Origin of the sequence: Longimonas sp., assembly GCF_046498435.1 — a bacterium.
In the GTDB taxonomy this organism is placed as follows: Bacteria; Bacteroidota; Rhodothermia; order Rhodothermales; family Salinibacteraceae; genus Longimonas.
In genome coordinates, this window is the sequence record NZ_JAWOAR010000093.1 from 1 (window position 1) to 12,099 (window position 12,099).

11 protein-coding genes are annotated in these 12,099 nt (G+C 60.1%); 4 read left to right on the forward strand and 7 right to left on the reverse strand.

What is annotated here, in order from left to right; translation table 11 throughout:
• Positions 1 to 445: 445 nt before the first annotated feature.
• A complete protein-coding gene (locus R6U20_RS03915) occupies positions 446 to 2,353 on the reverse strand; it encodes an AMP-dependent synthetase/ligase (protein WP_410336561.1) in 1,908 nt (635 codons plus the stop codon).
• Positions 2,354 to 2,421: 68 nt separating this feature from the next.
• A complete protein-coding gene (locus R6U20_RS03920; RefSeq protein WP_410336562.1) occupies positions 2,422 to 3,048 on the reverse strand; it encodes a TetR/AcrR family transcriptional regulator in 627 nt (208 codons plus the stop codon).
• Positions 3,049 to 3,331: 283 nt separating this feature from the next.
• On the opposite strand from R6U20_RS03920, the gene R6U20_RS03925 reads away from it, so the two are divergent.
• The 3 genes from R6U20_RS03925 to R6U20_RS03935 all read left to right on the forward strand — a co-directional run bounded on the left by R6U20_RS03925 (position 3,332) and on the right by R6U20_RS03935 (position 5,782).
• Entirely contained in the window at positions 3,332 to 3,529 is a 198-nt protein-coding gene (locus R6U20_RS03925; protein ID WP_410336563.1) for a hypothetical protein, read from the forward strand.
• A gap of 52 nt (positions 3,530 to 3,581) precedes the next feature.
• A complete protein-coding gene (locus tag R6U20_RS03930) occupies positions 3,582 to 5,183 on the forward strand; it encodes an AAA family ATPase (RefSeq protein ID WP_410336564.1) in 1,602 nt (533 codons plus the stop codon).
• Positions 5,184 to 5,332: 149 nt separating this feature from the next.
• A complete protein-coding gene (locus R6U20_RS03935) occupies positions 5,333 to 5,782 on the forward strand; it encodes a CBS domain-containing protein (RefSeq protein WP_410336565.1) in 450 nt (149 codons plus the stop codon).
• A gap of 327 nt (positions 5,783 to 6,109) precedes the next feature.
• Here R6U20_RS03935 and trhA read toward each other — a convergent pair whose 3' ends face one another.
• The 3 genes from trhA to R6U20_RS03950 all read right to left on the reverse strand — a co-directional run bounded on the left by trhA (position 6,110) and on the right by R6U20_RS03950 (position 8,852).
• Positions 6,110 to 6,772, reverse strand: a complete 663-nt coding sequence (trhA, locus tag R6U20_RS03940) for a PAQR family membrane homeostasis protein TrhA (RefSeq protein WP_410336566.1) — start codon at positions 6,770 to 6,772, stop codon at positions 6,110 to 6,112.
• Positions 6,773 to 6,829: 57 nt separating this feature from the next.
• Positions 6,830 to 8,521 carry an acyl-CoA carboxylase subunit beta gene (locus R6U20_RS03945; protein ID WP_410336567.1) on the reverse strand — a complete coding sequence of 564 codons (1,692 nt, stop codon included), beginning with the start codon at positions 8,519 to 8,521 and terminating at the stop codon, positions 6,830 to 6,832.
• A 136-nt stretch (positions 8,522 to 8,657) separates the two neighbouring features.
• Complete coding sequence (locus tag R6U20_RS03950) at positions 8,658 to 8,852, reverse strand: general stress protein CsbD (RefSeq protein ID WP_410336568.1); 195 nt, start codon at positions 8,850 to 8,852, stop codon at positions 8,658 to 8,660.
• A 218-nt stretch (positions 8,853 to 9,070) separates the two neighbouring features.
• On the opposite strand from R6U20_RS03950, the gene hemG reads away from it, so the two are divergent.
• A complete protein-coding gene (hemG, locus tag R6U20_RS03955) occupies positions 9,071 to 10,426 on the forward strand; it encodes a protoporphyrinogen oxidase (RefSeq protein ID WP_410336569.1) in 1,356 nt (451 codons plus the stop codon).
• 173 nt (positions 10,427 to 10,599) lie between these two features.
• Here hemG and R6U20_RS03960 read toward each other — a convergent pair whose 3' ends face one another.
• Together R6U20_RS03960 and R6U20_RS03965 are read right to left on the reverse strand one after the other, a co-directional pair.
• Positions 10,600 to 11,328, reverse strand: coding sequence for a hypothetical protein (locus tag R6U20_RS03960; protein ID WP_410336570.1), 729 nt, complete (start codon positions 11,326 to 11,328; stop codon positions 10,600 to 10,602).
• A gap of 413 nt (positions 11,329 to 11,741) precedes the next feature.
• Positions 11,742 to 11,972: an SDR family oxidoreductase gene (locus R6U20_RS03965; RefSeq protein WP_410336571.1), complete on the reverse strand. Its 231-nt coding sequence runs from the start codon at positions 11,970 to 11,972 to the stop codon at positions 11,742 to 11,744.
• Positions 11,973 to 12,099: the final 127 nt, after the last annotated feature.

The following is a 12,099-nucleotide window of genomic DNA, read 5'->3' on the forward strand; positions in this document are numbered from 1 at the left end:
CTGAAACCTTGACCTCGTATTCTCCGCTGATGTTCTCAAGATTCTCACCGGTTTGAACAAAATGCCTGAGTGAAATATAGCCCAGCGTTACCGAGAAAACAACAAAGATCAGAACAGTTAAACATAACAATCTCTTCAAAACAATCTCCTCCACTTATAATCAACTAATCATAAACCCTGTAAGAAAAGAGACCAGAATTGAATAACCTGAGAAGAGGAGTAGGGCGATTCCTATTCTGTCTTTCTTCTTTTTGCTTTCCTCCCGAGCGAAGCGACTGATGAACGCAGTGAATAAAGATCTCCCCCAAGGTTGGCAGGATTCCCTGTCCCGCCGTATCTTCTGAACGTCAGGGAGATGGTTCGACTGCGCTCACCATGACAGACTTCGTGAGGGGGAATCGCAAGACAACCACCAAAATGAGGGCTGACACTACAGGATGCTGCGCTACAGCGTAACGAGCACCGTATCACGCGATGTGCGGGTTACTGTACCGCTTTCAGCGTCGTAAAGCGCCTCAATGTCGGAGGCGTAGGTGTCGTGCACCACCGGACGTTTCACCTTGAGCGTGGGGGTCAACAGGCCCGACTCCGGGGTCAGTTCGTCGGGGATGAGGGCAAATCGTTTCACCGTGGACCAGTGGTCCATGCCTTTGTTGGCGCTCTGCACCAGATTGCCCATGGCCTGATAGATCGTTTCGTGTTCCATCAGGTCGGAGAGCGGGGCCTCCTCATCCAGTCCGCTACGCCGTGCCACTGCGCGCACCTGGTCTTCGTTGGGAAAGATCAGCGCGCTGCAGTACTTGCGTCCGTTGCCAATGACCACTGCTTTGTCGATCAGCGCCTCGCTCCCCAGCTTGTTCTCAATGGGCTGCGGGATGACATACTTGCCGGTAGAGAGTTTGAAGAGCGACTTCTTGCGGTCTGTGATCATCAGGTTGCCCTTGTCGTCGAATTTACCGATGTCGCCCGTGTGGAACCAGCCGTCGTCGGTGAGCACCTTCTTGGTTTTCTCGGGGGCCTTGTAGTAGCCCTGCATGACGTGCGGGCCCCGCGTTAGGATCTCCTTATCCTCGGCAATGCGGACCTCCACCCCCGGCATGGGCTCGCCCACGGTGCCTGGCATGTTACGCTCGGGCCGGTTGAAGCTGATAACCGGGCTGGTTTCGGTGAGTCCGTACCCTTGCAGAATAGTGACGCCGGCTGCGGCCATCAGGTTAGCCAGATTCGGCTGCAACGCCGCACCTCCTACCACGATGTACTTCACGCGTCCGCCGAGTGCATCGCGCCACTTGGTGAAGACGAGGCGGTCGGCGAGTTTGAGCTGCAGGCTCTCCGCCAATGACGGCTCCTTCGTCATGTCGTAGTTGCGGGCGAGGTCGAGTGCCCAGCTTCCAATTTTGTGCTGTATGCCGTCCATGTCCATGATTTTCTTCTGGATCCCTGCATACACCTTTTCGAGCACACGCGGCACGGAGGCAAACGCCGTAGGCTGCACCACCGGAAGCGCTTGCACCAGATTGTCTGGCGAAGTAAAGTGCACGCTGGCGCCAATCCACATGAATCCGTACTGCAGGGCGCGCGCAAAGATATGCGTCATGGGCAGGAACGAGATCACGGTTTCGGCCCCTGCGCCTTGCTTGAGGCCTGGGATTTCGTTGAGTGCCGTCGTTGCGTTCGAGGAGATGTTCTCGTGCGAGAGCATCACGCCTTTGGGCATGCCCGTGGTGCCGCTCGTGTAGATGAGCGTGGCCAGGTCGTCGGGATTAATCTTGGCGCAGAGCTTATCAGCGGCGGCGGCGCGGTCGGTGGTTGTGTCGCGCCCGATGGTGCGCACCGCGTCCATGGTGTGGAGCGAGACGCTATCGGGCAGGGCCGGATCGGCGTCGGCATCGCCCTCGGCAATGATGACGTGTTCGATGTCCGGCAGATCCTCGAGCAGGTGCGCGGCCTGCGACAGACGGGCGGGGTCCGCCACGATGAGCGCACGGGCTTCGGCGTGCTGCATGACGTAGGCCATTTGCTCGGGGCTGTGCGACAGGTAGATGGGCACATCCACCAGCCCCGCAATGAGGCAGCCCATGTCGGCGATGCAGAAATTTACGTCGCTCTCCATGAGGAACGCGACTTTGTCGCCGCGCTCCAGCCCCAGTTCGCGCAGACCGAGCGCCATCTCTTCCGACTGGACCCGAAACTCGGGCAGGCCCATCGGCTCCCACGAGGTGGGGCCGGTCGGCTGGTTAAATGAGCGCGGGTTTGGGAAGCGCTCAGCGGCTTCGTACATCAAGTCGGGCAGCGTTTTCCCGAGAATCGGATCGCCCGAGGTGGGCGGTGCGGTATGAATCGTTTCAGACATAAAAGACAAGGGGTTGGCGTAAAAAGAAGACGGCGTAAAGACCCATGGGCTACAGCAGCATCAGGGGGTTAGGCAACGGCACGGGTGGTGTAGCTACGCAGTGTTTGGCGAATGGCGGTCTCGATAAAGTCGTTCTGGTCGATGCGAATGTCGACGCGCTCCGCAAGCAACAGAGATACCGTGCCATGCAACGATGCCCAAATGGTGCTGGCCGACACCCGCGCATCCGCCACCTCGAACACGCCCTCGTCGGCCCCTTCGGCGAGTGCTTCGGCAATGGTGTCGAGGTTACGCCGCGCGCGCCGGTACTTCTCGGCGGGGTAGCGCTCCATCTGCTCAGGGCGCAGTTGAAACATGATCTCGTAGTACTCCGGATTGTCGAGCCCAAACGTGATAAACTGTTCGCAGAGCGCCCGCAGCCGCTCCACAGGACGATCCGGAAACTGCCCCACGATCGATGTAAATGCAGCATACAGTTGCTGCATCCCTTCGTCGATCAGCGCGTGGAGCAGTGCATCCTTGCTTTCAAAGTGCAGGTAGATGCTGGTTGCGCTGTAGTTGATCGACTGGGCAATCTTGCGCATCGACAGGTTATGATAACCCTCCTTCACCAGCAGGCGGCGGGTCGTATCCAAAATACGGCGGCGCAAGTCGCCATTTGAGGGAGAACCGTTAGCAGGGGGGGCGTCGCTCATAAAACGCGGCAGTTGAGGAACGTACAGCAAAAAACGATCATCGGCAGCCTGGCAGGCGGCAGCAGAGGGTAAAGGGGAATAAATTGTAGCTCTTGCCCTGTACTGCATCCCAGCGCACAATGTAACGTACAATATACCTCATGGCATATTCAACCGCCAACAGCAGATTCTCTGCGCAGAACAGACGTATCCTAAAACCAGTCCGCACATTAGCCGAACTGTGTGCTCCGTGCGGCTTATGAACGGGCGTGTACTTCTTGTGCTTACCCGCCCACCTTGCCTCATGGCTGAACAGGCTCCGCCTCCACACGAAGATCCGAACACGTCTCGCCCGCTTAGCCCCGCCCGCTCGCGAGTGCTGCTCACGATTATTCTGCTGCTCTGCGTAGCTACTGCTCTGGGCAGCGCCTACTTCCTGGTGAATACAGCAGAATCCGCTCTCGAAGATGTCCCCCCCGACTCCGTTGAGGTTGTGGACTGACGCAAACCACTCGTAGATGGCGTTCGTTTTCTCGTTTTGCCGCTCGCTTCCCATGTCGACAACTGCCTCCGCCTCAGACGCTCCCACCGGCGCTGCGCTTCGCCACGCGTTGGAGCACCCCGCCGCGTATCCCTACGCCCCCGACTCCATTACGGTGGTGCAAACCCACATTTCGTATGTGGCCCTGGCCCCGCCGTACGTGTACAAGATCAAGAAGCCCGTGGACCTGGGCTTTCTGGATTTCACCACGCTGGAGCGCCGCCGCCACTACTGCGAGGAGGAAGTCCGCCTGAACAGCCGCCTGTGCGGACGGATCTACGAGGGCGTGGCCCCCATTTCGATGACCGACGACGGCCTGCGCCTCGACGATGACTCAAATGTTGTAGACGTCGCCGTCAAGATGCGCATGCTTCCGCACGAGCACTTTTTGGATGCGCGCCTCGACCGCGGCGTGCTCTCGGAAGACGATCTCGATGCGGTGGTGGATACGCTGGCCCCGTTCTACCGCGAGCGCACCTCAACTCCCGAAATCGCGGCGAACGGACGCATCGACCGCATCTGGGCCAACATCCGCGAGAACTTTGAGCAGGCTACCAGCCACCGCGATGCGCTCATCACGCATCCGGCCTACCAGGCGCTTCAGTATGCCGCCGAGCGGTTCATGGATCAGCACGCTGCGCTCTTTCATCAGCGGCGCGCCAACGGGGATATTGTGGATGCGCATGGCGACCTGCGCCTCGAACATGTGCACCGAAGCGCACAGGGCGTCTGCATCTACGACTGCATCGAGTTCACCGAGCGGTTTCGGCACATCGATATCGCCAACGATGTAGCGTTCCTGGCGATGGAGCTCGACGTGTTCGGGCGGCCCGACCTGTCGCGCTACTTCATTCGGGGTATGGCGGATGCGATGGGCGACCCCGACCTGCACACGCTCGTTCCGTTCTACAAGAGCTACCGCGCCTTTGTGCGCGGCAAGGTCAATGGCATGAAACGTAGCGACCCGGACATTACGGGCGAGGCCCTGGCTGCGTGCGAGCGCGACAGCCGACGCTTCTACCAGTGGGCGCTGCGCTACTTCGTGAACGATGCTCGTCCCTGCGTGGTCGTGGTGATGGGCCGCCCCGGCACGGGCAAGAGCACGCAGGCACAGGCGCTCCGCGATGCGCTTGGCTGGGAGGTCGTGTCGTCCGATCGTGTGCGCAAAACCCTGGCTGATGTGCCTTTACACGAACGCCCCGATGCCGACACACGCGCCCGCCTATACAGCGCCGAGATGTCGGAGCGTACGTACACCACGCTCGCCGACCGCGCGGTCGAACGTGCGCAAAACGGGCAGAGCACAGTACTTGACGCCACGTACAGCCGCCGCAGCACACGCGAGGCCCTCCGCAAGCGCCTGCATAACGTCGGCCTCCAGCCCATCTTTGCCGAACTCACCGCACCCAACGAAGCCCTCAAGCAGCGCCTCGACGCCCGAAGCACACAGTCCAAGGTCGTGTCGGATGCGCGGGCCGAGGATTTCGAGATGCTCACTGCACGCTATGAGGCTCCCGATGCGCTCGAAGACGCCCGCCACCTCTGCGTAGAAGCCACCGACAATCCCGACACCACCACGCTGGAGTTGCTCAAACAGCTCATCCGTGTGGCGTAAGCCTGTTCTTTGTGCGCCATTGCCCCACATCCATCTGCGCCGTCGCAGGGCGAACAAGCTGCACTTCACCTCATATTAGCAGATCCATTAACCGCAGTTTCACACAAATAATTCCCAGTCAGGACGCTTTGTCCTGGAGGACATACCCTATGGAAACGCTTCCGGTATCACAACTGCTGAATCACAAGGGCCACGAGGTCGTCACCACCACGCCTACCGCCACGGTGCGCGAGGCCATCCGCACGATGGTTGACCACAACGTCGGCTCCATTCTGGTAATGGAGGACGGCACCATCGCAGGCATCTTTACCGAGCGCGACTACCTGCGCCGCATCGTGCTGCAAGGGCGCACCTCCGACACCACACAGATCCGCGAGGTCATGACAGCAGACCTGGTCACGGTACCGCCATCGTGCACCGTAGGCGAGTGTATGCAGCTCATGACCGAGCACAAATGCCGCCACCTCCCCGTGGTCAAGTCCGACGGCAGCCTGCGAGGCCTCGTATCGATTGGCGACTGCGTGAAGTACGTGTCTGAGCAGGCCAAGAACGAGGTCGAGTCGCTCCGCTCTTATATTTCAGGGGGATACACAGCGTAGTTCTCTGTCAATCCTCATTTTGATAGTTGCTCTGCAATCATCCTCCCACGAAGCCTGTCATGGTGAGCGCAGTCGAACCATCTCCTTGTCATTCAGAAGATACGGCGGGACAGGGGATCCTGCCAACCTTGGTGGAGATCTTTATTCACTGCGTTCATCAGTCGCTTCGCTCGTGTCAGGACTCCGCGTCTCCTTGGCGGAGCCGCTTCGCTCAAGATGACAGCATGTAAACGGGGCATGTTGTAACCCACACATTGACCGTTGACACTATAGTAGTGCTTCATCCGCTTCTAACGAGCAGCTTTTGAGGCCGCGCTCCGGTGCACACTACGCCATCACAAACCGCAGTACGGCGGCATAATGGATGGCGCTGCCCCCAAGCACAAAGAGGTGCCACACGCCGTGGTTGAATGGGATGCGGTGCCACCCAAAAAATACCACGCCGCCAGTGTATGACACGCCGCCTGCTACAATCCAGGCAAAGCCTTCCCACGACAGCATCTCGATGAGCGGCTCCGCACAGAAGATGCCAACCCAGCCCAGTATCACGTACGGCACCACGGCCACCCAGTGAAAGCGGTGCTGCGAGTACACCTTGAAAAGCAAACCAGCAATGGCGCAGGCCCACACGATAGTCAACACCCCCCAGCCAAGCGGATCGTTAAGCCCGAGCATCACCAGGAACGGCGTATACGTACCGGCAATCAGCAGGTAGATACCGATGTGATCGGCGACTCGCGTGAGGTACTTCAGGTGCGGGTGGCGTACGCTGTGGTAAAGCGTAGACGCCCCGTACAGAAAGACGAGCGTGGCCCCATAGAGCGCCCCGCTGGCCCACAGCCAGGTGTTGTCGAGCAACGCGCCGCGCATCAACAGCACCACCCAGCCAATGAGGCTAAGTGCCAACCCCACACCGTGGGTGAGGCTGTTGATACGCTCCTCGCGAGCGGATTGGTGCGGGGCAGTGGCGGCGTGGCGTACGGGACTCATAGGCAGTCGGGGGTCGTGCAGACGGCGCTCTGCCCTGTCCGCCAGCAATAGCTGTGGTCAGGTCTGGATGACGCCGGGATTGAACGTCTGCAGGTTCGGATTCAGGTCGGCCATGTTGATGCCGCGCGAGAGCCAGGCCCGCGTATCCACCGGGTCGATGATTTCGTCGACCCAGAGCCGGGCGGCGGCGTAGTACGGCGTGGTTTGCTCTTCGTATCGATCTTCAATGCGCGCGAGCATCTCTTGCTCCTCTTCTTCGGAAAGCTCTTTGCCCTGCTTTTCGAGCTTGCGCACTTGAATCTGATGCAGCACCTTCGCGGCCTGCGTGCCGCCCATCACCGCAATCTTAGCTGTGGGCCACGCGCAGATGAGGCGCGGGTCGTAGGCGCGCCCGCACATGGCGTAGTTGCCTGCGCCATACGAGTTGCCCGTAACCACGGTAAACTTGGGCACGGTGCTGTTCGACATGGCGTTCACCATCTTCGCGCCGTCCTTGATGATGCCGCCGTGCTCGGCGCGCTTTCCGACCATGAAGCCGGTCACATCCTGAAAGAACACCAGCGGAATCTGCTTCTGGTTGCAGTTCATGATGAAGCGCGCGGCCTTGTCTGCCGCATCGGCGTAGATGACACCACCGACCTGGATTTCGCCCTTCGTTTCGTGATTTGTCTTGTTGCGCACCACCGACCGCTGGTTGGCCACAATGCCCACGTTCCACCCGTCAATGCGGGCATAGCCAGTGAGCAGGGTGCGTCCGTAGCCCTTCTTATACTCGGTCCACGACTCCGCATCCACAATACGCGCCAGCACCTCACGCATGTCGTAGGGCTGCTGGCCGCTGTCGGGCACAAGGCCGTAGATCTCTTCGGTATCAAAGGCAGGCGCTTCGGGTTCGTCGCGGGTGAAGCCGAAGCGATGCTCCGGCCCCATGTGGCTCATGATGTCGCGAATGGTGTCGAGCGCTTCTTCGTCGGACTCGCACTTGTAGTCGGCTACGCCCGAGATTTCGGTGTGGGTGGTGGCCCCGCCCAGTTCGTCGGCTTCGACCTCCTCGCCGATCGCGGCCTTCACGAGGAACGGTCCTGCCAGGAAAACCGAGCCGGTGCCGTCCACGATAAGCGCTTCATCGCTCATGATGGGCAGGTACGCGCCTCCCGCCACACAACTGCCCATGATGGCCGCGATTTGCGGGATGCCTTTGCTGGAGAGAATCGCGTTGTTGCGGAAGATGCGCCCGAAGTGCTCCTTGTCGGGGAAGATCTCGTCCTGCATCGGCAGATAGACACCTGCCGAATCTACCAGATAGATGATGGGCACGTGATTTTCGAGCGCGATCTCCTGCGCGCGCAGGTTCTTCTTGGCAGTGATCGGAAACCAGGCGCCCGCTTTTACGGTGGCGTCGTTAGCCACCACCAGGCTGAGGCGTCCGCTTACGTGACCCAGCCCCATGACCGTACCGCCCGAGGGGCATCCGCCCTCGTCTTCATACATCTCGTACCCGGCAAACTGCCCGACCTCGGTGAAATCGTCGGCATCATCCAGCAACCGATGAATACGCTCGCGGGCGGTGAGCTTGCCGCGCTTGTGCTGCCGCTCAATGCGCCGGTCGCCGCCGCCCTTGGCCACCTCGGCCTGGCGTGTGGCTAACGTGTCGAGTAGGTCACGGTAGTGCGCGTCGCGGCGCTGAAACGAAGAAGATTCAGTCGGGGCGGGCGTGCCCAGTTTGGCAGGAGAAGAAACGTCGGCCATGCAAATACGAAGCGGTGAGTGATGAAGCTGAAAGCGGTTCCAGCCCTTAAAAACAAATCACCTGCCGTGGAAGATCCAGGACAGGTGATTCAGTTTGTGCAGAGATGACCGGGCGGGCGTGCTACCCACGCGTGTGCTACAGAATAGAGCCCATCTTGCGGCGGATTTCTTCGGGGTCGTCGCCGGTTTTGTCGTGGATGAGGCCCACGATCTTATCCATCTCGCCGCGTGCGCGCTTCATTTCCTTGTCGTCGAAGTCGGCGTCCTCCCAGATGGTCTTGATCTGGTCGCGGATGCGCCGCCAGCTCTCGTTCATTGCTTCTGTAGCCATACGTATCCTCTGCTGTTGGAATGCATTACGCGAAGCATGCGCCACCGCACAAAGATGCGGTTGTCGCAAGGCGCTCGTGCCGCCCTGCTCCTGCATGCGAATATCTAAAATATGTGCTTTAATTTACGGGAGCCGCACAACGGGAGTTTCCAACCGGACGTACAGACACGTGTCATTATTCGACATATGTATTGGTTTTGGGGATACACCATATCGCTATGGATACGGAGGTTGCCATCATCGGAGCAGGCATCAGCGGGCTCGCCGCCGCTTATCGTCTTCGCACCAGTGGGTACGATGTACGCGTGTTTGAGGCGAGCACGCAGGCAGGCGGCGTCATTCGTACGCATCGGCACGACGGACTGCTGATCGAAGAGGGTCCCAATTCCATCAACGGCGCGGGCCCTGCACTCACGCGGGTGCTGCACGAGTTGGACCTGATGGAGGCCCGCGTCTCGGCCAACCCGGATGCGCGCAACCGCTTCGTAGTGCGCAACCGGCAGCCCGTCCCCATTCCGCAGTCGATCTCCGATTTTCTGCGCACGCCACTCCTTTCTACCCGTGCCAAAGCCCGCCTGGTCACCGAACCCTTTCGCAAGCGCGGCCCGTCGGGCGAGTCGCTCGCCGATTTTGTGGCGCGCCGCCTGGGGCCCGAGGTGCTCGACTACGCGGTGAATCCGTTCGTAGCCGGGGTGTACGGCGGACGCCCCGACCGACTTGCGGTGCAGTACGCTTTCCCGATGCTCAAGGCCCTCGAAAAAAAGCACGGCTCGCTCTTCGTGGGCGGACTCCGCAAGGCGCTCGGCGGCTCGTCGGATACCGACGACGCGCCCACCCTGAGCGGACTGTTCTCGTTTCGAGACGGCTTGCAGACGCTGCCCCGTGCGATGGCCACGCATCTGGGCGATGCGGTGACGCTCAACTGCCCCGTGCAAGCCGTGCAGCCGGGCGACTCCGGCTCGTGGATGCTCACGCACGCTGATGGCACCACACGCGCTTCGTCTGTCGTCTACGCCGCGCCGCTGCACCAGCTGGGCCATGACATCAAGCTCGACACGCCGCTCGGCCTCGATCCGCTCCACGAACTGCCGTACGCACCCATGCGCAGCGTCTCGTTGGCCGTGCCCGAAGACGCGGTGTCGCATCCCTTAGACGGATTCGGCATGCTGGTGCCCGCGGCGGAGTCCGTTCTGCGCATTCTGGGGACGATCTTTGCCTCCACGCTCTTCCCGGGCCGTGCGCCCGAGGGGCAGGTGCTCCTCACCACATTTGTGGGCGGTGCCCGGCATCCTGACCATATGGAATTGAGCCCCCACGCCACAGAAGCCATGGTGCAGCGCGACCTGGGCCGCCTGCTTGGGCTTTCGGGCAATCCCAGCTATGCACATCACGTTGTCTGGCCCCGTGCCATTCCGCAGTATACCGCGGCCCACGGACGCCTGCTGGGCCGCCTGGATGCGCTGGAGGCTACCCATCCGGGGTTACGGTTTGCCGGGAATTACCGAACCGGCATCTCGGTGGAAGATGCGTTCGACTCGGGCTGGCAGGCCGCGGGGATGCTGGCAACCGCCTGATCGTGAGGCCGAATGTCCGCGCCCGATTCCTTTTTTTGCAGTGGCATGCACGCCTGCGAAGCTGGACGGATCTGTTGCTTGAGGCACAACGCTTCGCATCCCCCCAACAAAAAACGCCGTGATGCGGAGGGTGTCGACACCACGGCGTATGCTGGCGCTAAATCAGTCCGGTCCTACGCCCAGCCCTCTTCTTGCGCCAAATGACGCATGAGGGTGCGCTTGGCGACGGGCAGGAGCGTTGGCTCGTAGGGCACGGCCAAGTCGGTGTTAAACATGTACGTAGCCGGATTCGGGAGGTCCTTGCGCTCGTCGACCATCTCCAGCTTGATCGTGCTGGGATGGGTATCGACCCCAAACTGGTCGATGGATTTGCAGTGCTCGGTGCGGAGCGTGCGGTACTGCTCGTCTTCTTTCGTGAAGATGGACACCGTGTAGCGCAGCACGTGCAGGCGGTGCACCTCGCGGTCGGGCACAAGCACGTAGCCTTCTTGCACGTACGACGGCACAATGCCGACGGTCTCGACATCGAAATTGTCTTCGACCATCTCGTAAATCGATCGGCCTTCTTCAATGGCCTCCTGGATGCGCGGAAGCGCCCACTCCATGAGCGCCCGCACGGTAGAGAGCTCATCGTCTTCGAGTTCGGGCCATTTGTATTGCAGCGCACCCGCCTTCCAGTCCACGCCCGTCGCCTCGCCGGTGGTGGCGTTGCGATACGAATCCGACCGGTCGATGATGGTCTGGATGGACGTGTAGAGCGCAACCAGCTGCCCCAGGTGCGGATAGATGCGCTGCTCTTCAAAATCCTTGTGAGCCTGTTGCAGTCCACTAAGAATCTGATATTGCGTGCGTTCGACGTCGTCGGCAGCGCGTGCGAAAAGGTTGAGATCGAGGGTAGTCATAAGCGACAGGGTACTTCGGTTAACATGTCGTTAATCCATGCCTAAGGATTGGTGAAGTGACATGCAAGCGCCGTGCCGCATTTTTAGGGATTCGGTGAACCTGGAACCGCTTTTCGTTGCATTTCGGGATGTGGCGGGCTCATCTTGCTCCTCTGGCAGCCTCGTTCTTACGTAGGGACACGGCGCATATCTGTTTAGCGGGCTTCAATGATCGCCTGGGATATTCTTCCGACAGCTGTCGGAATCCTGATCCCGGTTTAAGGAAACCCATAGCCGGGGCCTGCTTGCGTCCCCGGCACCACATGAGGCAAATTGCTATCGAAACTGCATGTGTCCCGGGCTACAAGTCGCTAAACACGTACCACGGCGCGCCGTGCCCCTACAGGCCGATTCCTATGGATGCCAGAAGCCGGTCACTTCTCCCGCGCTGCTTTCATCTTCGCAAACAGTCCCTTGATCTGCTCGCGCGGCATCGCGGTGAAGGCGTTGAACTGTCCCCCGGCCACGAGCTTCTCGCCGCCGTCGAACGTGACCACTTCGCCGTTCATGTAGGAGGCGCCATCGGAGAGCAGGAACGCGACGAGCGTAGCCAGCTCCTCGGGCTCGCCAAAGCGGCGGGTGCATTGAGTTGTCGTTTGAGACAAAAAACGCCTCTAGCATATCCATAAAAGGCAGACCACCTAAAGCTTCTGACGTTGTGCCTAGTTCGGTATAATCGTTTGGGCCTGGCGTTGCGGTAAACATGGTGCGATATGGAATGCGCGACAAAAA